Origin of the sequence: Cupriavidus pauculus, assembly GCF_008693385.1 — a bacterium.
GTDB classification, from domain to species: Bacteria; Pseudomonadota; Gammaproteobacteria; order Burkholderiales; family Burkholderiaceae; genus Cupriavidus; species Cupriavidus pauculus_D.
On record NZ_CP044067.1, the window covers coordinates 1,873,604 to 1,900,297 of the forward strand.

A 26,694-nucleotide genomic window follows, 5' to 3' on the forward strand; every position below is an offset into this window, starting at 1 on the left:
CGCCGGGGCGGGCGTCATGTATCAGCATCGATACATGACGTCATAGTGCCTGATGCGGCACTTTAAAGCGGGATTTAGACGATCTCTCGCGTCTCGAGGAACTGCAGGTTCGGAAAGCGCTCCTGCGTGAGCCGCAGGTTCACCATGCTCGGTGCCAGATAGACATGGTCGCCCGCGCCGTCGAGCGCAACGTTATGGCCTGCCTTGTCGATGAGCTTCTCGATCTCGGCCGCGTCGCCCTTGAGCCAGCGCGCCGTGGCGCACTCGTGCGATTCGAAGATCGCGTCCACGCCGTACTCGTGCTCGAGCCGGTGCGCCACCACGTCGAACTGCAGGATACCGACCGCGCCGAGCACCAGTTCGTTGGAACCGAGCGGGCGGAACATCTGCGTGGCGCCTTCTTCGGCCAGCTGCTGCAAACCCTTCTGCAGCTGCTTGACCTTGAGCGGGTTGTTCAGCCGCGCGCGGCGGAAGAATTCCGGCGCGAACGACGGAATGCCCGTGAACTTCAGGCCTTCGCCCTCGGTGAACACATCCCCAAGCCGGATCGTGCCGTGGTTGGGCACGCCGATAATGTCGCCGGCGAACGCTTCCTCGGTCGTATTGCGATCCTGTGCCATGAACGTAATGGCATTGTTGATCGCCACGGTCTTGCCGGCCGAGACGTGCAGCAGCTTCATGCCACGGTCGAAGCGGCCCGAGCACACCCGCACGAACGCGATGCGGTCGCGATGGCGCGGGTCCATGTTCGCCTGGATCTTGAACACGAAGCCCGTGAACTTCGGCTCCTCCGGCTCCACCACGCGCGATTCGGTATTGCGCGCGAGCGGCGGCGGCGAGAGTTCGCACAGCGCGTCGAGCAGCGACTGCACGCCAAAGTTGTTGATGGCCGAGCCGAAGTACACGGGGGTCTGCTTGCCCGAGAGAAACGCTTCCTTGTCGAAGGTGTGCGAGGCACCGCGCACGAGTTCGACCTCGATGCGCAATTCGTCGGCCTGCGACCCCAGCAAGCGGTCCAGTTCGGGATTGTCGAGGCCATCGACGATGGCGGCCGTTCCCTTTTCGCCGCGCGGGTCGAACAGCTGCACCTTGTCGTCGATCAGGTGGTACACGCCGCGGAACGCCTTGCCCATGCCGATCGGCCAGGTCATCGGCGCGCACTGGATCTTCAGCACATCCTCGATTTCATCGAGCAGCTCGATCGGCGAGCGGCCCTCGCGGTCCAGCTTGTTGATGAACGTGAGAATCGGCGTATCGCGCAGCCGGCAGACATTCAGCAGCTTGATCGTCTGCGCTTCCACGCCGTTCACCGAATCGATCACCATCACGGCCGAGTCGACCGCCGTCAGCGTGCGGTAGGTGTCTTCCGAGAAGTCCTCGTGGCCCGGCGTGTCCAGCAGGTTCACGATGTTTTCGTCCACGTCCGGACGCGACCGGTACGGGAACTGCATGACCGAGGACGTCACGGAAATGCCGCGCTGTTTCTCGAGCTCCATCCAGTCGGAGGTGGCATGCCGGTCCGCCTTGCGCGCGCGGACCTCGCCCGCGACCTGGATCGCGCCACCGAACCACAGCAGCTTTTCGGTAAGGGTGGTCTTGCCCGCGTCCGGGTGGGAGATGATGGCAAATGTGCGACGACGCGCAATTTCGGATACGAGCGAGCTCACGGCAGGGGGATCAGGAGGAACTGAAACAGGAAAGGGCGCTATTTTACCGGTTCGCGGGTCCGGCGGGCGTGCCGGGTCCCGCGGGCCCTCCCGGATACGTCCCGGGATGCGCCGGATCCTTCCCCCGCAGGCTGCCGAACTGGAGCGCGTACTGCCGGGTCAGTTCGGCCCCGAAGAAGAAAATCTGGGCCGAATAGTAGATCCACAGCATCAGCGCCACGACCGAACCCGCGGCGCCATACGACGACGCCACCGCGCTGTTGCCGAGATAGATGCCGATCAGCCGCTTGCCGACCGAGAACAGCAGCGCCGTGATGATCGCGCCCATGATCACGTCGCGCCAGGCGATGCGCGCGTTGGGCAGCATCTTGAAGATCACCGCGAACAGCATGGTGACCACCGCGAAGGAAAACGTGGCGGAGATCACCTCCGCCACCGGCGCGAACCATGACGCGGTCCACATCTGGCCCCAGAAACGGTCCACCACGGCCAGCGCCGCATTGACCACGAGCGAGACCAGCAGCATGAAGGCCAGCGCCAGGACCACGCTGAACGAGAGCAGCCGGGCGCGCAGCAGCGTTTTCCAGCCGGCTCCGAGTGGCGGCGGGGCCTTCCAGATATCGTCCAGGCTGCTCTTGAGCTCGGCGAACGCGCTCGTGGCGCCCACGAACAGCACGCCGAATGCGATGACCGCAGCCACGCCGCTGCCGCCCGCGCGATGCGTGGCCGCCAGAATGCCCTGAATCGCCGTCGCACCCTGCTCGCCGACCAGCCCGTTGATCTGCGCAAAGATCTCGCCGCGCGCCGCCTCGGCGCCGAAGAACAGCCCGGCGATCGAGATCACGAGCACGAGAATCGGCGCGAGCGAGAACAGCATGTAGAACGAGAGCGCCGCGCCCTTGCTGGCCGCGCGATGATCGAGCCAGTCGCGGACGGCCGCGACGACCACGCGCACGGTGCGCGCGCCGGTGTGCCGGTCGGGCAGCCAGCGCCCGCGCCGCGGGGACGGCGGCGACGCGGGTGGCGGCGTGTGTGGCGGAGAGGGGGGCGAAGATGGCGTGTCAGTCTGTCCCATGCGGTGTGCCGTTCCGAAGATGCCTTGCGTTCATGATACTGCCCATCCCGGTCACGGGCGGGCGGCGCCGACTCGACCTGCTAGAGTGAATCCATGGGCCCGGCGGCACGGCGTGACGACACCGCCGGCCATCCGGCCGCCAATGGAGACTTTTCGTGAATTGCACAACTCATGCCGGGCGCTTGCCTGTGCTCGCGCTTGCGGCCTGCCTGCTGGCGCTCGCGGGCTGCGACAAGAGCCAGCCCGGACCCGGCCCGAAGCCGATTTCCGGCACGGCCCCCGTGCCTGCCGCCAGCGCACCTGCCGCCCCCGCTAGGGTCGGCCCGTTTCGGCAGGCGTACCCGTTTCTGCGTCAAACGCATGTTTCAGCAATGCAACCGGATGCACGGCCATCCACCGGCGTCGTGCGCACTCAGGCTGCACATCGCATGCGATGCGAGCGACCACTATTGTTGTAAGGCTTGCTCGGCATACCCACAAGGGCGTTGGTGACGGGCATTGCCGGGCGCGCGCGGTGCTAAATCTTGCCGGCGACGGCCGCCTGCCTCCCCTCCGTGGGGCACGCACACGGCCCCGGCTGGCGCCCCCGCATTTTCATCGGGCGAACACAACGCGCGGGCGTTTGACGATTTGCGTAACAGGCGCGAAACCGATCGCGGCGCGAAACCGATCGATACCGCGCCCGATTCGCGCCGCGCGCGGCGAATCCCGCGCCCCGCAAGCGCTTCCGGGCATTGGCACGCTTGTCGCTCTGCAAGGGCAGGAAGAAGTCACGAGTCAACAATCAATAGAACGCAGAGGACACTGCCATGCGTCATCCGCCCGCGCGTATGACGGCCCGCAGGCGATCCTATCGACTGGCCGGTCCGCCGCCGTCGGTACAGGATCTGCTGTCGCCGCCATTGCTGCCGTTTCCCCATGCTCCGAGACATCCGTCGCCATTCTGCGCCGCGTCCAGCCGTGTGCTGGCGGCGCACGCGAGCCGCATGCGCCCCGCGAAATAGCGATCGGGAGATTTACGTGCTCCGTCCCCCGGCGGGCACTTTTTTTCCAGCGAGGGAGGGAGCCATCATGAATGCCAGAGTCTTCGCCGCCGCGGCGCTGGTCCTGCTCTCCACCGCGGCGATGTCCGCGCTGGCGGGCAGCTATTCGTACTTCGATCGCGGCGATGCGATCAATCCGAACAGCCACGCCGCCGTGAGCAACGATATCTACGTGCGCAGCTTCGGCTGGGCGTGGGGAGAGGTGAAGTATGGCCGGGACGAGCAGCCGCCCGGCGGCGATCGGCAGGCGCGCGAGAGCGTACTGGACCCGCGCGATCTCCCGCCCGGCCACGCCGCGCCACAGAACAACGCACAGCCGCGCCAGCCGCGCGGCAAGATCAGCATGAACCTCGCGGTGCGGATGCCCGACGACGGACCTGGCGGCGCGCCCGGTGTCGCCACGCGGCCGCGAGTGACGGAGCGCTAGTCCACCGCCGCGGCAACGCACGGTGGTGGTTGACCCGGGAGGCCGGCGAGCGGACGTCGCCGGCCTCCCGGTAGCGCCAGCGTGGCGCCGCTTATGACACGCTCACGACTCGCTGACAGTCGCGCTCGCCTGCATGTCCACGCGGATGTTGTGCTTGTGCATGAGGCGGTACAAGGTCACGCGCGAGACATTGAGTTCACGCGCGGCCGGCACGACGTGGAAGCCGTGGCTGGCCATCACGGTGCGGATGGCCTCGCGCTCGGCCTCCTCGCGAATGGCATCGAGCGTCTTGCGAGGCAGCTCCGCGCCGCCATGCAGCTGCAGGTCGTCGGCCGTGATCTTGCGATTGTCGGTCATGACGATCGCGCGGCGTACCCGATTGATGAGCTCCCGCACATTGCCGGGCCACGTGTACTGCATCATGGCCTGCGTCGCGCACGCGGAGAATCCGCGAATGCGGCGGTGCGCCTCGTGACCGTGCTCGGCCAGCACGGCGTTAGCCAGCAGCAGGATGTCCTCGCCGCGCTCGCGCAGCGGCGGAATCGTCAGCGTCAGCACGCACAGCCGGTGGAACAGGTCGGCGCGGAACCGGCCGTCGGCCTGCGCCGCGACGAGGTCCACGTGGGTGGCCGAGATGATGCGCAGGTCGAGCGGAATCGACTGATGCCCGCCGAGCCGCGTGATCGTCCCCTGCTGCAGAAAGCGCAGCAGCGCCACCTGGCTCTCGAGCGGCAGGTCACCGATCTCGTCGAGGAACAGCGTGCCGCCCTGCGCCTGCTCGATCCAGCCGATCTTGCGCTGGTTCGCGCCGGTGAACGCGCCTTTCTCGTAGCCGAACAGTTCCGACTGCACGAGGTGCGAAGGAATCGCGCCGCAATTGATCGCGACAAACGGACCCTTGCGTCGGTTCGACGACTCGTGGATCGCCTGCGCGGCCAGTTCCTTGCCCGTGCCGGACTCGCCGGAGATGAACACCGGTGCGTCGTTGTGCGCCACCTTCGCCAGCGAACGGAACATCATCCGCATGGCGGCGCACTCGCCGATCATCGGCCCGTGCGCGGCATGTTCCACCACGCGCGCGCCATGCAAGCACGCCATGCCGTGCGCGTGCTTGAGGGTGTAGAGCAGCTCGTCGAACGAGAAAGGGGTACGCACGTAGTCCACGCAGTAATCGCGGATCAGCCGCCGCACGCGCTCGTCCTCGAGCATCGCGGTCGACGTGATCGCCACCCACATCACATGCAGATGCTGCAGGCCCTGCTCGAGCTGATTGAGTTCCGCGTCGGTATAGGTGGCCTGCAGGTCGATGATGCCGGCCATCGGTGCGCTGCCGCGCACCACGCGTTCGAGATCGCGCACCTGCTGGACGCGCCGGATCTCCCATCCGGAGCCAAACTGGTTCGCGCTGAAACCAAAGTCTTCATACCTCGACACGAGCACGATCTGTGCGGAGCGTGTCGACGCCTTGCACAGTCGGTCCATGACGTTCTCCCTGACGTTGGGCTTCTTGTTGATGACGGCGGCCATGTCTTCCGCCGGCGAGAGATGCGCTCCCGCACGCAACGTTGGGATCACGGTCTGGACGGACTGCGGGATTGTTCGTCGAGGACGCTGCGATAGTCGCGTCCCGATTGGAGTTCCTCCCGGATGCGCCGCCGGACCATGTCCTTTTCCCGCATGAGTTCCACGCTGGGCGCTTCCGGGGTCTGGCCCGAGTACTGCATGTAGAGGGCCTTGTAGGTCAGCTGGCTCAGGATCCATTCCTGCAGCAGCTTGCGCTGGCGCACGACCTCGACGGCGAGAAGCCGGTGCCGGTTCAGCAAGCCTTCGACGGCGCCCCGCATGCGCGGCGAGAGGTCCGGTTCTTCCGCGAGCATCGCCGCGAGATCCGCTAGCGTGTGTTCCTCGTGCCCGTTGTCCTGCCCTTGGTCTCTTATTGCGATATCGCCTGCGGATGCCGCCGCTTCTCCCAGCGCAGCCCAGGCGCGATGTATGGATTGGTTGGCGGATTCACTGATGGGCCCGATGTCGGGACGCCGGATCTCTCCTGCGGTCATGATCTGTTCCCCGTTGAACAACACCCCCGGCACTGCATGCTCGCGAACGCGGTTCGCGCCTACCACTTGCTGTCTGGTTTTTTGGCTAACTGTCTGGCTGGCGCGCGTCGCGGCGCGCTCTGCGCTTTGTCGTTTCTGTCGCGATGTTCCTGGTGGCGAAGTCGTCTTCTATCGTCTTCCAGCGACGTGATGATGCGGACGATCTGTCCATGCAAAGGAATGTCTGACCCATTCCGGAAAAGACCCGCGCGACATATGCGGAGTCAAGAAAGGGCGCTCCTACGCGCCCTTCTCTGCCACGCATCTAGTTGAGTGCATTTGTGCCCGTTTGTCCAGCCCGGTGTGCCTGCTTTCAGCCTTATCTCATTCTTTTGTATGAGAGCGAAACGCCGCTTCGCAACACGGCCTTAAGGTAAATGAGCACTTACATTTGGCCATTCGGCACATTCCTTATCGCATCTGTGTCGTATCTGGCGTGACGCAGAAACGGGTACGGTCGACCTCTGTCGGCGCCTGCGCCCGCAGCGCAGAAACGGGTACGCTCGGGCGCTGGCGCGAGGGTGTCAGTGACCCGGCAGATAGTAGAACTTGAACACGAAGACGATCGCGATGATCCAGACGATGACGGGCACTTCCTTCGCGCGTCCGGTCAGCAGCTTGAGCGCCGCGTACGTGATGAAGCCGAAGGCCACACCGTTGGCGACGGAGTATGTGAACGGCATGCCCAGCGCCGTCAGTACGGCCGGCACGGCTTCGGTGACGTCGTTCCATTCGATATCGACGAGCTCGCGCAACATCAGGCACGACACGTAGAGCAGCGCGGGCGCGGTGGCATAGGCGGGAACGGTGCCCGCGAGCGGCGCCAGGAACAGGCACGCGAGGAACAACACCGCGACAGTGACGGCGGTCAGGCCCGTGCGCCCGCCCGCCTGTACGCCGGAAGCGCTTTCGATATAGGCCGTGGTGGACGACGTGCCCAGCAGCGAGCCCGCCATGATCGCGGTGCTGTCGGCCATCAACGCCTTGTTCAGGCGGTTCATCTTGCCGGCCTTGAGCAGTCCCGCGCGATTGGCCACGCCCATCAGTGTGCCGGTCGCGTCGAACAGTTCCACGAGGAAGAATACGAGCACGACGTTGATGATGCCGATGGACAGCGCGCCCGAGATATCGAGCTTGAACAGCGTGGGCGCCAGCGACGGCGGCATGGACACGATGCCGTGGAATGCATTGCCGCCGAAGACGAAGCTCAATATCGTCGTGAACAGAATGCCGATCAGGATTGCACCCTTCACGCGCAGGCGCTCGAGCGCGACGATCGCAAGAAAGCCGACGATCGCCAGCACGGCGGCAGGTTGATGGAGGTCGCCGAGCGTGACCATGGTGACCGGACTGGCGGTGATGATGCCGGCGTTCTTCAGCGCGATGATGGCGAGGAACAGACCGATGCCCGCGGTAATGGCCACGCGAATGGCATGCGGAATGCCGTTGACGATCATCTCGCGGATGCGCACGAGCGTCACGAGAAGAAACAGGCAGCCCGAGATAAAGACGGCGCCCAGCGCCGCTTCCCATGGCAGGCCCATGCCCTTGACCACCGTGTACGCGAAGTATGCGTTCAGGCCCATGCCGGGCGCCATGCCGATGGGATAGTTGGCGTACAGCCCCATGATCAGCGTGCCGATCGCGGCGGCCACGCACGTGGCGACGAAGACCGCGTCCTTCGGCACGCCGGCATCGCCGAGGATGCTCGGATTGACGAAGATGATGTACGCCATGGTCAGGAACGTCGTGATCCCTGCAAGCAGTTCCGTCCGGACATTGGTGTCATGTTCGCGCAGCCGGAACCATCGTTCGATCCAGGACGATGAAGCGTGGGACGCATCCGGTGTCGGGGGCGCGGAAAGGGGCATGGGTTGGCTCCGGTTCTTGTTGGTCGCGTTCTGGCGGACGCGCGGTGACGATTGCGTTGCACTGACAATAGCAACGAACGTGCGCACGGGCGAGGTGCGCACGCAAACGAAAAGGGCGCAATCATCCCATGGGTGGAGCGTGGCGGCACCATTCGATGTCGGGAATCACCCTACCTTGACGCTCCGGGGCATCCCTCGTATAAAATGCCCGGCAGATTCAAGCGACGAGGCAACAGCGCATTCGTTTGCCACCGTCTTGGTATTTCGGTTGTCCATGGTGTCCTTTCCTTGAGTTGGCAGTACGGTGGCAAATGCGCCATCGATTTCTTCATTTATTTATTTGGAAAGCAATACCATGTCCGCTCAAACCGGTATCGTGAAGTGGTTCAACGACGCAAAGGGCTTTGGTTTCATCAAGCCGGACGCCGGCGGCGACGACCTGTTCGCCCACTTCTCGGAAGTCCGCGTGGAAGGTTTCAAGTCGCTGCAGGAAAACCAGCGCGTGTCGTTCGAAGTCAAGAACGGCCCGAAGGGTCTGCAAGCCGCGAACATCACGCCGATCTAAGTCGCCGTTCATTCGGTGCCCACCGGGCACCGGGGAACACAGAAAACCCTGCCCTGGCGGCAGGGTTTTTTTTCGTCCCGATGTTCCTCCACGGAGGCTGACGCCTCCACCCGCAGAAACGGGTTCGCTTTTCTCCCGCCAGCCCCCCTGCGCCCCGTTTTTCCCACCCCCGCGCCCGCGCAGAAACGGGTACGCCCCCGGCTTGTGGCCGTCGCCCGCGCGCGTTGGCGTGGCACAACACGCCACCCCGGCACCGTCAAATATCGTTAGCAGAAATGGGTACGCCCCGTCCGTGCGCGCCACGCAGAATCGGGTACGCTTTGGCGCCCCCACGCCGCTGGCCGGCCTGTGGGCAACGTTATCCACGCAGATTCGGGTACGAAAGCGGTCGCGCGGGCCCCCGAAAACATCGTCGGCGGGCCCTGCGCAGAAACGGGTACGCTCCCGCAGCCGGGTTGGTGCACCGCGTCGACGCAGAATCGGGTACGCCAGCTCCCGGGAGGGGGTGCGCTAGGGCCGTATACGTCGAGGTATACCGACGGCGAATCCGTAAACGTCGCGCAGAAACGGGTACGCGGTCGACGATGCGTATCCCGTTTACGTCGGTATACAGTGAGCGCTGGCTCGGCCGGAACCCGCGCGTATACGTATACGTCGTCGCCACAGCGTGAAATCCACCTCCGAAAGTTACGCAGAAGTAGGTACGCTTTGCAAATTTCGGGCGGCGAATTGTTGCGCAGAAACGGGTACGCTTTGGCCTGCGGACCGCCCGGGTGCTGGATTTCGCAGAATTGGGTACGCCGCAGAAACAGGTACGCTTCAGGTGCATGCGGGGCCTCAACCTCGTCGACGCAGAAGTAGGTACGCTCCGCGACGGTGCCGGCGCAGAAACGGGTACGCTTTGCCCGCAGGCAGGCGGCGTACGGCCCCAAAACGTACTCGATTCTGCGTGGATAACCACGATTCGGCACGCTGGGTGCGCTGACAGCCGGCCGCGTGGATGACGCGGCGCAGAATCGGGTACGCTTTCCCCTCTGAAACTGTGGAAAAGCCTGTGGAATCACGGAGTTATCCCCGCTGAATCGGGTTCGGGGAAAGCGCTGAAACGGGTTCGCTCTTGCGCAGATTCGGGTTCGGGCCTACGCAGAAACGAGTACGGATGCGCGCAGAATCGGGTACGGAGAGGTCGACTTTAGGCTTTGAAATCAAGCACGTATACGTCGCGTATACGGTTTACAAGTAGTTAACCCGTATCGGTATCGTTTACTTGTAGCTGATGTGCAGCCAACCGTGGACAACCCTCCCGGGTTGCCCACCGTGTGCCTGCCATCCAGCGACCATTGAGAGCCCCGATGGGCCCAACACAACGGGCCTGCGGGAAAATCCTTCGCGTACCCGTTTCTGCGTGACAAGAAGAAATGCTTCGCGTACAAAGGCGGGTAACTTGAAGCACGTCCCTTATGGCCATCAAACGCTCCCTTGCCACTGAAACGGACACCGCGACGAGGGACTCCGCTGCGGGAGAAGCCTCCGTGGTGGGTCGCTCCGCCGGAAACCGCTCCGTCCTCGACCTGGATCGCGAGCCGTCCCGAATCATCGTTCCCGGTAACGAGAACGCCCTGGTTCCGTCCGAGAAATTCCAGCGCCTGTTCGATGAAGCCCAGGCCATGGAACGCGAGGATGCATGGCAAAGCGGTGAAGTCGGCTTTCTGAGCCGGGCGAGCGTGCAGGTCACGCTGCCGTATCGCGCGCCCAAGGGCGCGCCGCCCGTGTGGACGCGCACCAGCGGCAATATCTCGCTGATGATCCAGCCCGGCTATTTCACGCAGCAGCGGTCGGAACGCGCGTCGAATGGCCGGCAGAAGCTGGTCTCCGAGACCGTCTCCCTTGGCTACCCGTATGGGTCGTATCCGCGCCTGATGCTGGCATGGATCGGCAAGGAGATCATGGCGAAGAAGAAGCGGGGCGAGTTCACGGGAACCGTGGAGGACCGCCGTATTTCGCTCGGCAACTCGCTGTCGGAGTTCATGTACAACCTCGGTATTCCGATGGCGACTGGCGGCAAGCGCGGCACGATGACCCTCGTCCGTCAGCAGATGATCCGTCTGTTCTCGGCCACGATCGCCATCGTGCAGAACAAGTCGACGCCGAGCCAGAACCAGAATCCGAACCATGAACCGCTGGCGATCGATCGTGTGGGCTATCTGCTTGCCGATCAGCTGTCGACCTGGTGGGATCCGATGCAGCCGGGGCAGGGCTCGATGTTCGAGAGTTTTGTGGTGCTGTCGGAGCCGTTCTTCAACGAGCTCGTGAACCGGCCGGTGCCGGTCGATATGCGCGCGCTGAAGGCACTGAAGCAGTCGCCCTTCGCGCTTGACGTGTATTCGTGGCTGACGTACCGGTTCTTTACGATCCAGCGTCGCACGGAGATTCCGTGGGAAGCGTTGCAGATGCAGTTCGGTACGGAGACCGAGAGCGAGCGGAAGTTCCGGGCGCTGTTCCGCAAGGCACTCAAGGACGTGCTCGTGGTGTATCCGGGAGCCAAGGTCGATGCGGACTCTTCAAAGGCCCTGATTCTGCAACCGTCGCGCACCAGCGTACGCAAGATCGCCTGACCGCCAGACCTGCGTGGTCAACAACAAAAAGGGCAAGCGATTCGCTTGCCCTTTTTGCTGCCGCGGTCGTGTGGCCGTACTGCAGGACCACTTACCGCAGGCACATACGCTAAACGCTGTCGTCGAGCGCGGTGAAGTCGCCCTCAGGCGGGCTTGATGCCCGATGCCTGAAGACCCTTCGGACCTTGCTTGACTTCAAACGTCACACGTTGACCGTCCTTCAGGGTCTTGAAGCCCGAACCCTGGATTTCGGAGAAGTGCGCGAACAGATCGGCACCGCCGTCGTCCGGGGTGATGAAGCCAAAGCCTTTGGTCTCGTTGAACCACTTGACCGTACCGGTTGCCATAGGAATATCCTTTCGAAGCAAGTTCTTGTACACAACGCAAACAACCGTTCAAGCACGTTGAGGTCTCGTAGATACCGAACGGAAGTCGACGAGGTTGACACGACTTGACTCGACTGTAGCGCGCATCATAACCAGTTTGTTCTGCTGTGTCATGTGCGGGGTAATGCGCACTGCCTTTACTTTAGGCGGATTGCATGTCTCTTTTCAAGCAGAAGAATCCCGAAGATTCCACACCTTTTGCGTTACCTCATGTTTATTGCCGAATGGAACGCCCCATGGATGGCACCGGGACGCGATTTGGCCGGCTTCGCGCGCCCTTCCAGTGATTAATTATTTAAATATTTGAATTGCGGTTGAATAGCCAGTCTACTTTGGCTAAAGTTGCGTCTTGTAGTGGATGGTCCACGCGCTTTCAGCGCTGAAAGTGATGGCGCTGAGATGGCGCTGAGAGATCGAAAGAGAGGCCGAAGTGGCAGCAAAAATCATCACCGTCTTCAATCAGAAGGGCGGTTGCGGCAAGACCACGGTCAGCATGCATCTGGCTGGAACGCTGGGATTGCGCGGCGCGCGATCGATGCTCGTCGATATGGACGAGCAGGGGACGGCGACACGATGGGCAGCCCAGGCCAGCGATGAGCGGCCCTTTCCGGCGTCCGTGATCGGGCTCGCCCCCTCCGGCGGCGCGATGCACCGCGAAGTTCGCAAATTTATCAACGATTACGATTACATCCTCGTCGATTGCCCGCCCGCTGTGCACTCTGCGGCGCCATCGAGCGCATTGTTGATCTCCGATCTGGCGATCATTCCCGTTGTTCCCTCGCCCCCGGATCTCTGGGCCGCGGTCGCCGCCAAGACACTGGCGCAGCACGCGCAGGTCCAGAACGAGACGCTGCAGATCCGCGTCATGGCCAATATGGTCCAGCGCCGCGTCTCGATTGCGCGCCAGGCCATCGAAATTCTTGGCGATGACGGCGATGTGCCATTGCTGAACGCCATGATCGGATCGCGCTCGGCATTCCGGGAATGCCAGGCGATTGGGTGCACGGTGCATGGCGTGCCCGGTGCGCGCGAGGCCGTCCAGGAGGTCGACATGATGGTCGACGAGGTCCTGTCGCTGATTGAGTAATACGTATGGCCACGAAATTGAAGAGTTTGAAGGCCGGCATGCTTGCCGGCATGGCGGCGGAGAAGACCCGCAGCGACACCATCGACCGGTTTGCACGTGCGGAGGCGGCGATCTCGCGGCACCCCAACGGGCTGCTGCAAGGGCGTCCGCCGGCCGAGGTGGTGGCCGCTTTCAGCGCTGAAAGTGCGGACGCCGCGGAAAGCGGGCGGCAGCTGATCCGGATTCCGCTCGCGAATCTGCACGACAACCCGCTCAATGCGCGCCGCATCTACGATCCGGCCGTGGTGCAGGAACGGGCCGCATCGATCGCGACCCACGGGCAGAAGACGCCCGGGCTGGCCGCGCCGGATCCCGCGCGGCCGGGCCATTACATCCTGATCGACGGCCATTACCGCAAGCGCGCGCTGGCGTCGGCCGGCAAGCTCGACATGGAATGTTTCATCGAGAGCGACCTCGGCGATCTCGATTTCTACCGGCTGTCGTTCCTGATGAACGAGCAGCGCTCCGATCAATCCGCACTGGACAACGCCATTGCCTGGCGCCAGTTACTGGACGAAGGCAAGGTCCAGAAGGAAGAGGAAATCTGCGAGCTGACGGGCATGTCGGCGGGTACGGTCAACAAGACGCTGGCGTTGCTGAAGCTGCCGGAGTCGGTCCTGGGCGCCATGCGCGAGCGACCAAGCGCGATCGGCATCGCCGCCGGCTACGAGCTGACGCTGTACTTCAAGCTGGCCGGCGAGGATCGGACGCGTGACCTCGTGAGCCGCATCCTCGCCGATGGGCTGTCGAGCCGCGAGGTGGAAGCCATCCGCAAGCAGGCGCAGGAAGGCAAGCCGCGCAAGGTCAAGGAAATCAGCCGGCAGTACAAGATCCGGACCGAAGCGGGGCAGTTGCTCGGCACGATCAAGGAGTGGGACTCGGGCCGCGTGATGCTTGACGTGCAACTGTCGGATCGCAATGCCCGCGAAGATCTCGTGGAGTTGCTCAAGACGCGATTCGGGCTCGACAAGACACTGCTCTGAAGGCGCGATCCCCCGGGATCATGCCGCCTCCCGGCCGAGGCGCAGCATCTTCGGCGTGAACGGTGGCAGCGTGAGCCCCTGCTGCCGGACATAGTCCTTCCAGATGCTGCGAAGCAGTTGATCCAGCCCGCTGGGGGAGTACCCGCTGAGGGAGCCGGGACCGTGCCGCGCCGCGGCGCGGCCCGTCGGCGGCACATGGAGCGGGGCAAGCAGGGATGCATGCGGCGTTGCCCTGGGATCGATACCCCGGGCATTCCAGTGCGCGGACAGCGCCGTCCAGAAGGGCGCCGAAGTTGGCCAGGGCGCCGTGCACTGGCGCGCGGCGATGGCCCCGAGGGTGTCCCCCTGTCGTACCAGATGCGCGGCGATCCATGCGACGCGGCGCCGGTCCGCGAGCGCCGGGTCGGCCGGTACCGGTGCCGCAGCCTGCCGCTCAAGCCAATCCAGAAACGCCGCAATGTCCGCGTCGTTCAGTGACGGGCCGGATGAGGCCGCAACGGGCAAGGCGCCGCCGGTTCGGTGCGTGTCGGTCCCCGGATGGGGGCCTCCCGCTAACGAAGGAACGACGCCAACGATCCCATCGCGATGGGCGGCCCGCATCAGCGCACGGACGACGCGTAGCGCGGCTTCCTGCGAGGCCGCGCTCAGCGGGGCTTCGAACGGCCGCCAGTACTCGGCATCCCGCGGCCCCGCGGGTCCGCACCAGAACGTCGCCGGTTCGGGTGCCTGGAGGAAGGCTGCGTAACGCGCGAACGCATCGGTATCGAACGCGGCGAGCGTCAGGCCCTGCGCGGCTAGCCAAAGCAGCAGGCGCTCGGCTTCCCTTCGATAACTCTTGAGCGTGTGCGATTGGAGCGGCCGCGCCAGCCAGCGCCGAACCCACGACACATGGGCGTAAAGTGCTTTATGAGACTCATGTGTGGGCGCAGCCATATGCTCGAGCGGCACCGGATAGGGCATCCCGCGCGCGAGCGGCATCGCCCGCAATGGCTGCCGGGCGGATGCTGCCAGCGCCGGCGTGACGTACGGCCGGACCCATGCGACCGGGCGCGTCCCTTCCAGCGAGCCCTGCTGGATCAGCCATCGGGTAATCGTGTCGGCGGACTTCGGGCCCAGCCGGGGTACGGCGCGCCACCAGCTGCTGCCCCGCCGGTTGGCCAGGGCGGTGAGGTCGGCGATGCGCAGCAGACCGGCAGCCGTGAGGCGCCGGGCGAGGCTCGGGCCGAACCAGAGGCCGACCTCGTGCGTCTGCTGCGGCCGTCCCTGGCCCAACTGTTCGAGCGAGGATAGCGCGTCCACGCGGCGCGTCATGCCTACGTCGGACCGCCCGCGCAGGGCCTCGAACATATCCGCGATGTCAGGCCGGTCGTGCTGCAGTGCAAACTGCACCAGGCGGTCGCGCAGTGACAGGATGCGCGTGATCGCCTGGGCTTCCGTCAGGGCATCGTCGTCGTCGGGGTCAAGCAGGTACCGGTTGGCAATATCCACCGGCCGCATGCCTTGCGCGTACGCTCGGACGACGGCAAATTCAGTCCGCGTCAGCTTCGTTGCGGCAAGGGTATCCCGGTCTTCGCTCATCCGCCTGTGCCCTGCATTTCACCTAAGTGACTGATCTATAACCGAAACCGCGGACCGACGGGTCGAACCGGGCGCTTTTGCATCACAAAAGTTAATGTAAATTATTTTTGCCAGGGCGCCAATACCGCTGTTGCAAAACATTGACCCCACTGAAGAAGGAGGTCAGCGAGAGAAATGGCGCGGTAAGTGGCCCGCCGTTCCCATATGGCGTGAAATCGTTGTCATACATTTAAGGACATACCCATTGCGTCGCAGCATGCGCTTGCAATTGAAGTGGACGATACCTATGCTGAAGCCAGAATTAGATAAGTTTTGAATCTGAGTTCAGAAGTATCTAACGCGTCAACATGACGCAAACGGGGCGGTCGGGCATCCTCGAGGGAGGATCCAGCAGCATGAGCCAGGACGGGACGCGCTGCATGGATCAGGAGGTTTCGCCCAGACCGTATGGAAGTGCAGCCACGATATAAGCGGAGCATTTCCAATCAGCGCGTACACGGTCCGTCGCAACCGGGGTCGCGCCAATAATAAGAGAGAGCGGCCATGGCCACCATCCTCTTGCTCGAGCCTCACCCGCTGTTGCGCCTTGGACTTCGTCACCTGCTTGCCCAGGCGCACATGCCCGGAGATCTGATCGACGTTGATCCGGCCGTGCTGGCCGATCCCGACCCCTGGACCAGCCACGCGGATCTGTTGATCTATGGGCTGCCGACCGATGCCGCCGCCGGCTGGGACACGCTGGCAACCTATTGCCGCCAGCTGTCGCCGCAGCGTGTGCTCGTGCTTGCCGAACATGTGCCGCCGGCCCTGCCGGAGGGCGGATTGCCCGATGCCGTGCGCGGACTGCTGGCAAAGTCGTGCAGTGCCGATGCGCTGGAAGCCGCGATCCGGCTGGTGCTGGCTGGCGGGGAGTGCTTCCCGTCGCAACTGCCCGCGATGCGCTGGGGCGATCTGCACCTTGGACAACAAGCGATGCAGCAGCCAGGCCAGTTCATCGCCGGGACGCCGTCGCGCCAGATGCCTGCTTCGGAGCCGCGTCATCCGTCAGCCCCGATCGTCGTGCCGCTGCACAGCGTGGCTACCACGCACGGCGAGCTGCCCGTCGCGGAAGCGCATGGACGCGCCGCCGCGGTGCCGCCGGAAACGCCGGCCGCCGGCGCGCACCTGCTCAATATCACGGAGCGTCAATATGAAGTGCTCGCGCTGCTTGCCCGCGGTTATCCGATCAAGACGGTCAGCCGGCTGCTGAACATCTCGGTGGCGACCGCCAAGACGCATGCGTGCACGCTGTATCAACGCCTGCATGTGCGTAACAAGGGCGAGGCCGTCTACGTCGCGCTGCAGCGCGGTGCCACGCTGAACTGGGCCGGCCCGACGGCTACGCCGCGTCCCGGCTCGTCCTCCGCACCGGCAGTCATGCCGCTGCGGGAGGCCTGCGAAGCGGCCTGACATTGCGCGAACCGACGCGGTGTCCGATGCCCCGCGTTCAGCTGTCTACATCATCCTGCGCCGCCGTCTCATCCGTTTGCATGAGGCGGCGGCGCTTGTACGTTGCTAGTTTGTGAAGGAGCAGGACGCGCGGATCGATGCGCGAGATCAGCCCGATAACAACGATCAGACGAAGAAAGCCCAGACGCAGAACGATTGGCCTCAACCCGGCACGATCCGATACCGCCACCATGCCGCACGCCGATATCCGGATGCCGATCATGAACGGGGAATGGCAGGCACACCAAGCCACGCCATTCCACCCTCGCCGAATGCTCGATGACGACCTACCTGATCGCCAGCAACGAGATGATGTGCCGTATCCTTGCGCGCCGCATGGAAGGACAAGACCTGCCCATGCCCGTGCTGTGGCGCACGCCGGACTGGCTTGCCGATGACACCGATGACGAGTGGGCGGCCTCGGGCCACACCGTCGATATCGCCCTGGTCGACTGCAGCGGGGTGGACGAGGACCCGCGCGCGCTGCTCGATCTCGTACGCACCCGGCTTGCACCGCGCCGATGGCTCGTCCTGTCGGATGCGCTCGATGCGGGCCTGATGTTCCATGCCGCGCGCCTCGGTGCGAGCGGCTGCCTCGCGGTGCCCGCACCGGTCGAACTGGTCTGTGCGGCGGCCTCGCTCGCATGGGCTGGCGGCCAGTGTTTTCCGCGCACTGCGCTGACGCTGCTGCGCGAGCACAACCGTCAGGCTGATCCGCCCCCTGTACTCCACTCATCCATCGGCAGCGTACATGCCGGCGGCCCCGACGGCTCTACTGCGATGGGATGAAGGCGCGCGACCCTCGAAAGGGCTATGCTGAACTCGCCCGTCGAAAGAAGCTGGTACAGAGGCCAGTCGGCGCGGGAAGCAGGGGGTCGTATGGAACGCGGTTTGGATATCCTGGTCGTCCACGGGTTCGCCGTGCGCGAGGGCCGGGGAAAATGGGCATGCTGCTACGAGATCCGGCTCGCCATCGTCAGTGGCGAGCCGCTGTTGTTATATCGGGGCGAATTGCATGGACGACGGTATCCGACCGAGGCCGCGGCGATCGTCGCGGCCTGCGAGATCGGTGAGCGCGAGGCGACCCGGCATGTGGAGCGCGCCCGCGCGATGATCGTGGCATGGTCTCATCCGGCCTCGCCTCATCCGGGCTTGCCACATCCCCAGGCGGTCGATCGCGCGGCGTCTCCCGACGGCCTGTCGCCCTCCGACATTCCGCCGCGTTACGATACCCCGGCGCGTTGAGCGCGCACCAAAAAAGAAGCCCGCCGACCGGGGGACCATGCGGGCTTTGAAATGTCCGTCCATGTGGAATGGGCGGACATTACCTTGAGCATATCGAATCCACTCTGGGTGCTCTATCAACCAGAAGACGCATGCGCGACGGGCATCTCATCCCCGATGTCCTTCGTCCGAAGTTCATCATATCCACGCGGCGCGACGACATGAACGTATTGAACCTGACATGAAATGGCATCTGGTTTCCTTTCTCGGCGAGTCCGCGTTCCTCATCCCATGCGCGGCATTCCTCTACGGCTGGCTGCGATGGCGAGGCGCCACCGACGTCGCGCGCCACTGGCTGTTCGCGTTCTCCGCCATCGCGGCACTGGTGCTTGCCTCGAAGCTCGCGTTCATGGGATGGGGCATCGGCAGCGAGCGCATGAACTTCACCGGCTTCTCGGGCCACGCCGTGATGGCGGCTTCGATCCTGCCGGTGCTGCTGTATCTGGCCGTGCCCGCCAGCCGCCCGAGGCTGGGATCGCTGGCGGCGCTAGCCGGCGTGCTGATCGCGCTTGCCGTGGGCGTGTCGCGGCTGAAGCTCGGCGCGCATTCGGTCTCCGAAGTCGCGAGTGGCCTTGCACTCGGCTTCTGCGTCAGCGTGCCGTTCATCATGCGCCGTGGCGTACCCCGAGGCGCGATGACGATGGCGCTCGTATCGGCGGCACTCGCCACACTGCTGGTCCTGCCGGTGGGCCGCCTCGCCGGTGTGACCCACGTGTGGGTGCAGGACCTCGCCACGTTCCTGTCCGGACGCGATCGCCCCTATGAGCGGGGCGAGTGGTCCTCGTTCTTGTAGGATCGGCGGCGCTCCACGCACGCCAACGTGTGTGCGCCCGCTAACAGACGCTCCGGGACGCGTGCGCAACCATGACCCAGATAGAAATCCCGCAAGGGTTTGGGAGCGGTCATGGCATCGAACTGGAATGTTGCCGCCGAGCGGCGTACGGCGCTTCACTACCTCTACAGACTCGGCGACGCGGTGTTGATCGCGGCCAGCGGCGTCATCGTAGGCGAGCTGCATTTTCCGGGAGGGCTGCAACAGGCCAACGCCGTTCACGGTTTTCTCACCATGCTGTGCGCGCTCGGCGCGCTGGTGGTGTTTCCCGCATTCGGCCTCTACGACTCGTGGCGTGGCCGTAGCCAGGCCGTGCTGGCGCTGCGCACCGGTGCCGCGTGGGCCACGGTGTTCCTGACAGCGCTGATGGGAACGTTTCTGATCCATCAGATCGGGCATGTGTCGCGGATCTGGTCGATGGGCTGGTTCCTGACCTCGTCCGCCGCGCTGCTGGCGGGGCGCGTGATCATGTTCCGCATGCTGGCCAACGTCCGCGAGCAGGGCATCAACGCCAAGCGTGTGCTGATCTTCGGCTATGGGCCGCTCGGCCGGGAGATGTACCTGCGCGTCCAGCAGATTCGCGCCGCGGGCTATCGCGTGGTGGGCATCTACGACGAGTCGTCGCAGGCGATTCCCGCCAACGTGGCGACATTGCGCACGATGGACGACGTGAACCAGTTCGTGCACAGCGAGGGCGTGCGCGAGATCTGGCTGACGCTGCCGATGGCCGCGTGCCGCGACCTGTCCGATGTGGTGCGCCAGTTCCGCAATGAGCTGATCGATATTCGCTGGGTGCCCGATGTCGCGTCCGTGGAACTGCTGGGCCATCGCTTCAGCGACTTCATGGGGCTGCCCGTCATCGATCTGAACGCGCCGCCCGTGTCGGGCATCACCGGCGTGCTCAAGGCAAGCTTCGACCGCATCTTCGCCCTGGCCGCCATCGTCGGACTCTCCCCGCTCCTGTTGGTGATCGCCGTGCTCGTGAAGCTGTCGTCTCCGGGCCCCGTGCTGTTCCGTCAGCTGCGGCTGGGCATCGATGGCCGGCAGTTCCATGTCTACAAGTTCCGCAGCATGAAGATGCACGAGGACACCGGTGTGACGCAGGCATGCCGCGGCGATGCGCGCGTCACGCGCGTGGGCGCATTCCTGCGGCGCACGAGCCTCGACGAATTGCCGCAATTCTTCAACGTGCTGCGTGGCGAGATGTCGGTGGTCGGACCGCGTCCGCATGCGATGGAGCACAACGAGATCTACCGCGAACTGATCGACCGCTACATGCTGCGCCATCGCGTCAAGCCGGGCATCACGGGCTGGGCGCAGATCAACGGGCTGCGCGGGCAGACCGACACGGTCGAGAAGATGCGCCGCCGCATCGAGTTCGACATCTATTACATCCAGCACTGGTCGTTCCAGCTCGACCTTCGCATCATCCTTCGTACCGCCCTGCATGGCTGGGCCGGTGCCACCGCTTACTGAGAGACACCGGGCGGCAGCAGGTCGCCGTCCGGCGCGCAGACCATCAGCAGAGGAAATCCATGAAGACAACGATCCGCAAGATTCTTGGCGACGTCGGACGGCTCGACGTGCCGCCGGCCTCCCTGGCCGACGACGACGATCTCTACGCGGCCGGACTGTCGTCGCTGGCCACCGTGCATGTCATGCTCGCCCTCGAGAACGCGTTCGATATCGAGATTCCCGACCAGATGCTGACGCGCCAGCTGTTCCGCAGCATCGATTCGCTGGCCGGCGCGGTGTCGGCGATCCGGCAGCGCCAGGAGGCTGCGTGAGCGCCGTGGCCCGGATCGCGCTCGCGCACGCGAACCCCGGTGACGCCATCGCTTCCAGTGCGGCCGCGGACGCCCTGTTTGCCGGCGCGCGTGCCGCGGCCGCCGTCGCGGCTCAGCACGCGGACGCGGTCGATCGTGACGCGCGCTTTCCCGAAGAAGCGTTTGCCGCGCTGCGCGAGCAGAAGCTGCTGGGCGCCATGGTACCTGTCACGCTGGGTGGCGCGGGGGCATCGCTGGCGACAGTCTCCAGGATCTGCCGCATCCTCGGGGAGGCATGCGCGGCAACCGGCATGATCTACGCGATGCATCAGATCCAGGTGGCCTGCGTCGTGGAGCACGGTGGCGGCAGTGCATGGCATGACGGTCTGCTGGCGCGCGTGGCGGGCGAGCAGCTGCTGCTGGCTTCGGCGACTTCGGAAGAAGCGATCGGCGGCGCGTTGCGCACCAGCGGTTGCGCGGTGAGTGCCGATGGCGACCGCTTCCATCTGCTCAAGATGGCACCCACCATTTCCTATGGCGCGCATGCGGACGGCATTCTCGTCACGGCGCGACGCCACGCGGATGCGGCGCCGTCGGACCAGGTGCTGGTCTGCGCCATGAAACAGGACTACACGCTGCAGAGCCTCAACACATGGGACACGCTGGGCATGCGTGGTACCTGCAGCAACGGTTTTCGGCTGGAAGCGACGGGCGACGTCGCACAGATCATGCCGGTGCCCTTCAACGAGATTGCGGACGGCACGATGACGCCCGTTTCGCACATCGTCTGGGGTGCGCTGTGGCTGGGCGTGGCCACCGATGCCGTGGCGCGTGCCAAGACGTTCTTTCAGGGGCAGGCGCGCGCGCGTCCCGGCTCCCTGCCGCCATCGGGTGCCCGTGTGGCCGAGGCGGTCGGCGTGCTGCAGCTGATGGAGGCGCGGCTCGAGATGGCGCTCTCGCATCAGCAGGCGCGGCATCGGGCCGATGGCGGCTCCGAGGGGGGGTCCGTCTCCGCGGCGTTCGCGCTGGCCGCGGAAATGAATGGCCTCAAGACCTCGCTCTCCGCGCTGGCCTTGCAGGCCGCGCAGCAGGCCCTGATGGTCTGCGGCATGGCTGGCTACAAGCAAGGCACGCCCTTCAGCCTGGGCCGCCAGCTGCGCGACCTGTGGTCGGCCCCGCTGATGATCAACAACGACCGCATCCAGGCCAACACGGCCAACCTGCTGCTCGCGGATCGTTCCTGACGGAGACAGACATGGATGTACAAGCACTGACAGACGTGAAGCCGGTCGGTGGCGCGGGCGATGCGGCACAGCCGACGTTCCTGCGCCGGCTGCTGGACGCGGGACTTCTGATCGAGTCCGGCGTGCCGGGCCTGTACGGGCGCAGCGCGGTGTTCGAAGCCATTGCCGACGGCCTGAACGCGGCCGTCACGCGGATGGGCGCGGACCAGCACGCCGAAGTGCTGCGCTTTCCGCCGGCCATGGGCCAGCAGGACTTCGAGACCAGCGAGTACCTCAAGAGCTTTCCGCAACTCGCGGGCACGGTGCACAGTTTCTGCGGCGACGATCGTGGCCATCATCGGCTGCTTGCCCGGCTCGAGGACAAGGAGGACTGGACCGACCAGCAGGCGCCGACGGGCGTGGTACTGACGCCCGCCGCGTGCTATCCGGTCTATCCGGTGATTGCCCGGCGCGGAGCGCTGCCGGACGACGGCAAGGTGGTGGATGTGCTGTCGTACTGCTATCGCCACGAGCCATCGCTCGAGCCTACCCGCATGCAGCTGTTCCGGATGCGCGAGTTCGTCTGCCTTGGCACGCCGGAGCAGATCGTCGCGTTCCGCGAGCGCTGGATGGCGCGCGGGCAGGCATTCGGCCGCGCGCTGCAACTGCCCGTCGAACTCGATATCGCCAACGATCCGTTCTTCGGCCGCGGCGGCAAGATCGTGGCGGACAGCCAGCGCGAACAGAAGCTCAAGTTCGAACTGCTGATTCCGGTCAACGACGGTGCCGGGCCGACGGCATGCATGAGCTTCAACTACCACATGGACCATTTCGGAGAGCTCTGGCACATCGCATTGCCCGACGGTGGCGTCGCGCATACCGGCTGTGTGGGTTTCGGCATCGAACGCCTCACGCTGGCGCTGCTGCGCCACCATGGGCTCGATCCCTCGCGCTGGCCACAGGCAGTACGGGAAACGCTGGGAGGCGTGTGAATGTACGGTGACGGCAAGGCTCGTACACGCGGCGGGACGCGCGCACTGTTCGGGGGAAACCCCGTGTGGTCGCACGTCAATCGCCATATCGATCTCTGGGTCGAGCTGCTGCACGGATGGAACTTCGAGCCCATCGCGGCCTTGCCATTCACCGTCACGCTCGACTTCGAAGGCGACCAGTTCACGTCGTCGAACATTCCGTCGGCCGATCTCGAGCGCCTCTACGGCATCGTGCAGGACGAGCTGTCGACCTATGGATCGCTCGAGGCGCATGTGGCCGCGCAGACGAACCGAGGCAACGCGGTGCTGCTCGAGGTCGACAACTACCAGCTGCCGCAGCCGCCGGGCGCCTATCGCCGGCAGCACGCGCGCTCCTGCATCGCGATCGACGTGCTCGTGCCGGAAGCCACCGCGGTGGGCTACTACCACCACGACGGCTACCACACGGCCAGCGGCGACGACTACATGTCCATCTTCCGCCTGCCCGGCAACGATGCCATGTGGGGCACCACGACGTTCCCGCACGCGGAGGTGGTGCGGCGGCGCTTCGAGGCGCCGAGCTCCGACGAACTCGTGCGCGTCTCGCTCCAGCTCCTGCGCGGTCATCTGGGACGGCGTCCCCGGTCGAATCCGATCGAGGCGTTTCGCGCCGCGTTTCCCGCGCATCTCGAGCGGCTGATGTCGTGCGGCGAACCCACGTTCCAGGCCTATGCCGCGAGCGTGCTGCGCCAGCTCGGCGCGAACTTCGAACTGCTGGGCTGCTACCTGCGCTGGCTCGTCATGAATGGCCAGGTGCTGCCCGATACGGTGGCCGAGTCTTGCTACACGATGGCGTCGGAGGCGATGGTCATGCAGTTCCGCCTGATGCGCGCCGTCATCAGCCACAAGACCGATAGCTGCGAAGACTGCCTGGAGCAGCTCGAACTGGCCTACCGGGGCACCGTGCCGGCACTGGCCGCTTATTTCGGGGAGACTGTCTCATGACCGCGCGCGACCCTATGCTTGCCCTGCAGCGCCTGCTGCAGCCTGGCGTGGCAATCGGCCCTTCGAGGCTCGAGGGCGACTGGACATTCCTGGAGACGTTCGCGAATGCCGCGGCCCATCCCGACGAACTGTCGGAAACCGGGCACTGGCTGCCGGCGCAGGTGCCAGGCACCGTGGCGGGCGCGCTGCGCGCCGCGAACCGCTGGGACGATACGGCGCCGCCGCCCCTGCATCGGCATGACTACTGGTACCGGCTGCATTTCTCCGGCAGCGGTGGCCGCCTGCTGCGCTTCAACGGCCTGGCGACGATCGCGGAGGTCTGGCTCAATGGCGTGCAGGTGCTGACCACGCGCCATATGTTTGCCGCCCACCAGGTCGAGGTGGAGCTCGCCGGTGCCGACAACGTGCTCCATATCTGCTTCCGCGCGCTGCATCCATGGCTGCGCGGGCAACGCGGCCCGGTCCGGTGGAAGCCGCGCATGATCGTGCCGCCCACGCTGCGCACCGTGCGGACCACGCTGCTCGGCCATATGCCGGGCTGGTGTCCGCCCGTGCACGCGGTGGGCCCGTGGCGCGATATCGAGCTGCTCGACCCCATGGGCACCGAGCCGACGCGCGGCGTGCGGGCCGAGCTGTCCAGCCGCCTCGACGGCGAGGACGGTATCGTCGCGCTGCGCCTGCATATCGCGGGTTTGACGCCCGCGCATGGCGCGTTCGCCGTTACCGGTCCCGACCACGCCATGTGGCATGGCGAACTGCGCAGGGTGGCGCCGAACCTCCTGGCCGGCGAACTGCGCGTGCCCGCGGTGCAGCGCTGGTGGCCGCATACGCACGGAGAGGCCGCGCTGTATGGGGTCGAGGCAAGTATCGGTGGCAATGTGGTGTCCTGCGGGCATGTCGGCTTTCGTACCGTCGAGGCGGATCGCGAGGGCGGCGCCTTTACGCTGCGCGTCAACGGCGAGCGCGTGTTCTGCCGGGGAGCGTGCGTGTCGACGCACGATCTGCCGGGCCTTGCCGATACCGACGAGGCGGTGGCGCGCTGGCTGCGGCTGGCGCGCGACGCGGGCGCGAACATGGTGCGCGTGAGCGGCGTGACCTGTTATCCGGGCGAGGCGTTCTATCGCCAGTGCGATGCGCTGGGCCTGATGGTCTGGCAGGACTTCATGTTCGCCAACTTCGACTACGGCGATGCGGGCGGTGCGAATGCGGGCCTGATGGACGACGCCGCGCGCGAGGTCGCGCAGTGGCTCGCCTCGACGCGCGCCCACGCGAGCCTTGCCGTGCTGTGCGGCGGCAGCGAAGCCGAACAGCAGGCGGCGATGATGGGCGCGGCGCGCGGCGACTGGCGCCAGCCGCTGTTCGACACGCTCATTCCGGGGCTCGTGGCCGAGCATCGCCCAGACGTGGTCTATGTACGCAACTCGCCCAGCGATGGCGCGTGGCCTTTCCAGCCCGACACCGGCGTGACCCACTACTACGGCGTCGGCGCCTACCAGCGTCCGCTGTCGGATGCCCGCCTTGCGGGTGTGCGCTTTGCCGCCGAATGCCTGGCGTTCGCCAATGTGCCCTGCGCGCGAACGCTGGCCGAAGCCGGACTGACCCAGCCCGTGCACGATCCGCGCTGGAAAGCGCGCGTGCCGCGCGATGCCGGCGCGTCGTGGGACTTCGAGGATATCCGCGACTACTACCTGCGCGCGCTCTATGACGTCGATCCGCCGCGACTGCGCTACGAGCAGCCCGCGCGTTACCTCATGCTGTCGCGCGCCGTGGTGGCCGAACTGATGACCGAGGTGTTCGGCGAATGGCGCCGGGCGGGCTCCTCGTGCGCGGGCGGGCTGGTATGGCAGCTGCAGGACCTGCAGCCGGGGGCGGGATGGGGAATCGTCGACGCCCAGGCGCGGCCGAAGTCGGCCTGGCATGCATTGCGTCAGGTGTGGCAGCCGCTGCAGGTCATCCTGACGGATGAGGGGCTCAACGGGCTGCACATCCATCTGGTCAACGAGACGGCGGCACCGCGGACGGTACGGCTGTCATTGCGCTGCCTGCGCGATGGAGAAGCGGTGGCGGCACGCGCCTCGCTCGACGTCACGCTGGCACCGCGCGAGACGCGCCAGCTGACGGCCGCGGCCTTGCTCGACCACTTCTTCGACTTCACCTATGCGTACCGCTTCGGGCCGCCCGCGCACGACGTCGTGCTGGCCACACTGCACGATGACGCGGGCACGCTGCTCAGCCAGTCGGCCTATCTGCCCGACAGGCGTGCCGCCGCGCTGCGCGATCCGGGCCTGCATGCCAGCGTCGCGAAAGAAGACGGCGAGTGGTGGCTCACCATCGGTACGCGCCGCTTCGCGCGGTGGGTCCATGTGGATGACCACGCGTTCGTCGCGGAGCATGACTGGTTCCACCTCGGGCCCGGCGAAACGCGTCGTGTCCGCCTGATGCATGAGGCCGCCGCGGCAGGCAGTGCGCATGCCATCCCTTCGGGTGAGATCCACGCGCTCAACGCGGATTCGCCGGTGTTCTATCAAGGCTGACCTCAACCTTCTCCACCTTTCCCGCCAGCCCACGCCGGGACTGGCGGAATGCCGCTTCAACCCCCTGCCGCCCCACTCGACCCATCCTCCACGCGGATGTGTCCCGCGCGTGCCGTCTCCGCCGTTTTCCTCCATACAACCTACCAAAGCATGATCGTC

The 26,694-nt window shown here is 65.3% G+C and carries 23 protein-coding genes; 15 read left to right on the forward strand and 8 right to left on the reverse strand.

Going from position 1 to position 26,694, the window contains the following annotated elements; genetic code table 11:
• Window positions 1-74: 74 nt before the first annotated feature.
• Together FOB72_RS26715 and FOB72_RS26720 are read right to left on the reverse strand one after the other, a co-directional pair.
• Window positions 75-1,667 carry a peptide chain release factor 3 gene (locus FOB72_RS26715; RefSeq protein ID WP_150375918.1) on the reverse strand — a complete coding sequence of 531 codons (1,593 nt, stop codon included), beginning with the start codon at window positions 1,665-1,667 and terminating at the stop codon, window positions 75-77.
• A 43-nt stretch (window positions 1,668-1,710) separates the two neighbouring features.
• On the reverse strand, window positions 1,711-2,742 hold the full coding sequence (locus FOB72_RS26720; protein ID WP_150375920.1) for a YihY/virulence factor BrkB family protein: 1,032 nt from the start codon (window positions 2,740-2,742) through the stop codon (window positions 1,711-1,713).
• A 1,071-nt stretch (window positions 2,743-3,813) separates the two neighbouring features.
• Here FOB72_RS26720 and FOB72_RS26730 point away from each other — a divergent pair.
• Window positions 3,814-4,212, forward strand: a complete 399-nt coding sequence (locus FOB72_RS26730; protein WP_191002277.1) for a hypothetical protein — start codon at window positions 3,814-3,816, stop codon at window positions 4,210-4,212.
• 102 nt (window positions 4,213-4,314) lie between these two features.
• On the opposite strand, the gene FOB72_RS26735 is transcribed toward FOB72_RS26730, so the two are convergent.
• The 3 genes from FOB72_RS26735 to FOB72_RS26745 form a co-directional block, all read right to left on the reverse strand.
• Complete coding sequence (locus FOB72_RS26735) at window positions 4,315-5,694, reverse strand: sigma-54-dependent transcriptional regulator (RefSeq protein WP_150377441.1); 1,380 nt, start codon at window positions 5,692-5,694, stop codon at window positions 4,315-4,317.
• 89 nt (window positions 5,695-5,783) lie between these two features.
• Complete coding sequence (locus FOB72_RS26740) at window positions 5,784-6,269, reverse strand: hypothetical protein (protein WP_150375924.1); 486 nt, start codon at window positions 6,267-6,269, stop codon at window positions 5,784-5,786.
• Between the two features lie 563 nt (window positions 6,270-6,832).
• On the reverse strand, window positions 6,833-8,179 hold the full coding sequence (locus FOB72_RS26745; protein ID WP_150375926.1) for an NCS2 family permease: 1,347 nt from the start codon (window positions 8,177-8,179) through the stop codon (window positions 6,833-6,835).
• Between the two features lie 355 nt (window positions 8,180-8,534).
• Here FOB72_RS26745 and FOB72_RS26750 point away from each other — a divergent pair, with 355 nt between their 5' ends.
• Together FOB72_RS26750 and FOB72_RS26755 are read left to right on the forward strand one after the other, a co-directional pair.
• Entirely contained in the window at window positions 8,535-8,744 is a 210-nt protein-coding gene (locus FOB72_RS26750; RefSeq protein ID WP_150375928.1) for a cold-shock protein, read from the forward strand.
• A 1,460-nt stretch (window positions 8,745-10,204) separates the two neighbouring features.
• Complete coding sequence (locus FOB72_RS26755) at window positions 10,205-11,359, forward strand: replication protein RepA (protein ID WP_223851582.1); 1,155 nt, start codon at window positions 10,205-10,207, stop codon at window positions 11,357-11,359.
• Between the two features lie 143 nt (window positions 11,360-11,502).
• On the opposite strand, the gene FOB72_RS26760 is transcribed toward FOB72_RS26755, so the two are convergent.
• A complete protein-coding gene (locus FOB72_RS26760; protein WP_029045138.1) occupies window positions 11,503-11,706 on the reverse strand; it encodes a cold-shock protein in 204 nt (67 codons plus the stop codon).
• Between the two features lie 469 nt (window positions 11,707-12,175).
• Between FOB72_RS26760 and FOB72_RS26765 the strand changes: the two genes are divergently transcribed.
• On the forward strand, window positions 12,176-12,832 hold the full coding sequence (locus FOB72_RS26765) for an AAA family ATPase (RefSeq protein ID WP_150375932.1): 657 nt from the start codon (window positions 12,176-12,178) through the stop codon (window positions 12,830-12,832).
• Between the two features lie 5 nt (window positions 12,833-12,837).
• The gene (locus FOB72_RS26770) at window positions 12,838-13,854 is read left to right on the forward strand and encodes a ParB/RepB/Spo0J family partition protein (RefSeq protein WP_150375934.1); all 1,017 of its coding nucleotides are present in this window, start codon (window positions 12,838-12,840) and stop codon (window positions 13,852-13,854) included.
• Window positions 13,855-13,872: 18 nt separating this feature from the next.
• Here FOB72_RS26770 and FOB72_RS26775 read toward each other — a convergent pair whose 3' ends face one another.
• A complete protein-coding gene (locus tag FOB72_RS26775; RefSeq protein WP_150375936.1) occupies window positions 13,873-15,432 on the reverse strand; it encodes a phage integrase family protein in 1,560 nt (519 codons plus the stop codon).
• Between the two features lie 543 nt (window positions 15,433-15,975).
• Between FOB72_RS26775 and FOB72_RS26780 the strand changes: the two genes are divergently transcribed.
• Window positions 15,976-16,881 (forward strand): response regulator transcription factor, encoded by a 906-nt coding sequence (locus FOB72_RS26780; protein ID WP_150375938.1) that lies wholly within the window; start codon window positions 15,976-15,978, stop codon window positions 16,879-16,881.
• Window positions 16,882-16,918: 37 nt separating this feature from the next.
• Here FOB72_RS26780 and FOB72_RS26785 read toward each other — a convergent pair whose 3' ends face one another.
• On the reverse strand, window positions 16,919-17,143 hold the full coding sequence (locus FOB72_RS26785) for a hypothetical protein (RefSeq protein WP_150375940.1): 225 nt from the start codon (window positions 17,141-17,143) through the stop codon (window positions 16,919-16,921).
• Window positions 17,144-17,199: 56 nt separating this feature from the next.
• Between FOB72_RS26785 and FOB72_RS26790 the strand changes: the two genes are divergently transcribed.
• The 9 genes from FOB72_RS26790 to FOB72_RS26830 all read left to right on the forward strand — a co-directional run bounded on the left by FOB72_RS26790 (window position 17,200) and on the right by FOB72_RS26830 (window position 26,535).
• Window positions 17,200-17,709 carry a DNA-binding response regulator gene (locus tag FOB72_RS26790; protein ID WP_223851583.1) on the forward strand — a complete coding sequence of 170 codons (510 nt, stop codon included), beginning with the start codon at window positions 17,200-17,202 and terminating at the stop codon, window positions 17,707-17,709.
• A gap of 102 nt (window positions 17,710-17,811) precedes the next feature.
• A complete protein-coding gene (locus FOB72_RS26795; RefSeq protein WP_411859849.1) occupies window positions 17,812-18,165 on the forward strand; it encodes a hypothetical protein in 354 nt (117 codons plus the stop codon).
• Between the two features lie 220 nt (window positions 18,166-18,385).
• On the forward strand, window positions 18,386-18,997 hold the full coding sequence (locus tag FOB72_RS26800) for a phosphatase PAP2 family protein (RefSeq protein ID WP_150375942.1): 612 nt from the start codon (window positions 18,386-18,388) through the stop codon (window positions 18,995-18,997).
• 111 nt (window positions 18,998-19,108) lie between these two features.
• Window positions 19,109-20,512, forward strand: coding sequence for an undecaprenyl-phosphate glucose phosphotransferase (locus tag FOB72_RS26805; RefSeq protein ID WP_150375944.1), 1,404 nt, complete (start codon window positions 19,109-19,111; stop codon window positions 20,510-20,512).
• 59 nt (window positions 20,513-20,571) lie between these two features.
• Window positions 20,572-20,823 carry an acyl carrier protein gene (locus FOB72_RS26810; protein WP_150375945.1) on the forward strand — a complete coding sequence of 84 codons (252 nt, stop codon included), beginning with the start codon at window positions 20,572-20,574 and terminating at the stop codon, window positions 20,821-20,823.
• Window positions 20,820-22,046: an acyl-CoA dehydrogenase family protein gene (locus FOB72_RS26815; protein WP_150375946.1), complete on the forward strand. Its 1,227-nt coding sequence runs from the start codon at window positions 20,820-20,822 to the stop codon at window positions 22,044-22,046. Before FOB72_RS26810 ends, FOB72_RS26815 begins: the two co-directional genes overlap by 4 nt.
• Window positions 22,047-22,057: 11 nt before the next feature.
• Window positions 22,058-23,017 carry an amino acid--[acyl-carrier-protein] ligase gene (locus FOB72_RS26820; RefSeq protein WP_150375947.1) on the forward strand — a complete coding sequence of 320 codons (960 nt, stop codon included), beginning with the start codon at window positions 22,058-22,060 and terminating at the stop codon, window positions 23,015-23,017.
• Window positions 23,018-24,001 carry a DUF1839 family protein gene (locus FOB72_RS26825; protein WP_150375948.1) on the forward strand — a complete coding sequence of 328 codons (984 nt, stop codon included), beginning with the start codon at window positions 23,018-23,020 and terminating at the stop codon, window positions 23,999-24,001.
• Complete coding sequence (locus FOB72_RS26830) at window positions 23,998-26,535, forward strand: glycoside hydrolase family 2 protein (RefSeq protein ID WP_150375949.1); 2,538 nt, start codon at window positions 23,998-24,000, stop codon at window positions 26,533-26,535. The genes FOB72_RS26825 and FOB72_RS26830 overlap by 4 nt, the downstream gene beginning before the upstream one ends.
• Window positions 26,536-26,694: the final 159 nt, after the last annotated feature.

Coding starts and splice junctions, on each gene's coding strand:
- FOB72_RS26785 (WP_150375940.1), bottom strand. CDS start 17,143: ATGATCGGCATCCGGATATCGGCGTGCGGCATGGTGGCGGTATCGGAT.
- FOB72_RS26805 (WP_150375944.1), top strand. CDS start 19,109: ATGGCATCGAACTGGAATGTTGCCGCCGAGCGGCGTACGGCGCTTCAC.
- FOB72_RS26790 (WP_223851583.1), top strand. CDS start 17,200: ATGACGACCTACCTGATCGCCAGCAACGAGATGATGTGCCGTATCCTT.
- FOB72_RS26820 (WP_150375947.1), top strand. CDS start 22,058: ATGGATGTACAAGCACTGACAGACGTGAAGCCGGTCGGTGGCGCGGGC.
- FOB72_RS26825 (WP_150375948.1), top strand. CDS start 23,018: ATGTACGGTGACGGCAAGGCTCGTACACGCGGCGGGACGCGCGCACTG.
- FOB72_RS26775 (WP_150375936.1), bottom strand. CDS start 15,432: ATGAGCGAAGACCGGGATACCCTTGCCGCAACGAAGCTGACGCGGACT.
- FOB72_RS26770 (WP_150375934.1), top strand. CDS start 12,838: ATGGCCACGAAATTGAAGAGTTTGAAGGCCGGCATGCTTGCCGGCATG.
- FOB72_RS26730 (WP_191002277.1), top strand. CDS start 3,814: ATGAATGCCAGAGTCTTCGCCGCCGCGGCGCTGGTCCTGCTCTCCACC.
- FOB72_RS26740 (WP_150375924.1), bottom strand. CDS start 6,269: ATGACCGCAGGAGAGATCCGGCGTCCCGACATCGGGCCCATCAGTGAA.
- FOB72_RS26810 (WP_150375945.1), top strand. CDS start 20,572: ATGAAGACAACGATCCGCAAGATTCTTGGCGACGTCGGACGGCTCGAC.
- FOB72_RS26760 (WP_029045138.1), bottom strand. CDS start 11,706: ATGGCAACCGGTACGGTCAAGTGGTTCAACGAGACCAAAGGCTTTGGC.
- FOB72_RS26755 (WP_223851582.1), top strand. CDS start 10,205: ATGGCCATCAAACGCTCCCTTGCCACTGAAACGGACACCGCGACGAGG.
- FOB72_RS26780 (WP_150375938.1), top strand. CDS start 15,976: ATGGCCACCATCCTCTTGCTCGAGCCTCACCCGCTGTTGCGCCTTGGA.
- FOB72_RS26750 (WP_150375928.1), top strand. CDS start 8,535: ATGTCCGCTCAAACCGGTATCGTGAAGTGGTTCAACGACGCAAAGGGC.
- FOB72_RS26745 (WP_150375926.1), bottom strand. CDS start 8,179: ATGCCCCTTTCCGCGCCCCCGACACCGGATGCGTCCCACGCTTCATCG.
- FOB72_RS26830 (WP_150375949.1), top strand. CDS start 23,998: ATGACCGCGCGCGACCCTATGCTTGCCCTGCAGCGCCTGCTGCAGCCT.
- FOB72_RS26735 (WP_150377441.1), bottom strand. CDS start 5,694: ATGGACCGACTGTGCAAGGCGTCGACACGCTCCGCACAGATCGTGCTC.
- FOB72_RS26720 (WP_150375920.1), bottom strand. CDS start 2,742: ATGGGACAGACTGACACGCCATCTTCGCCCCCCTCTCCGCCACACACG.
- FOB72_RS26800 (WP_150375942.1), top strand. CDS start 18,386: ATGAAATGGCATCTGGTTTCCTTTCTCGGCGAGTCCGCGTTCCTCATC.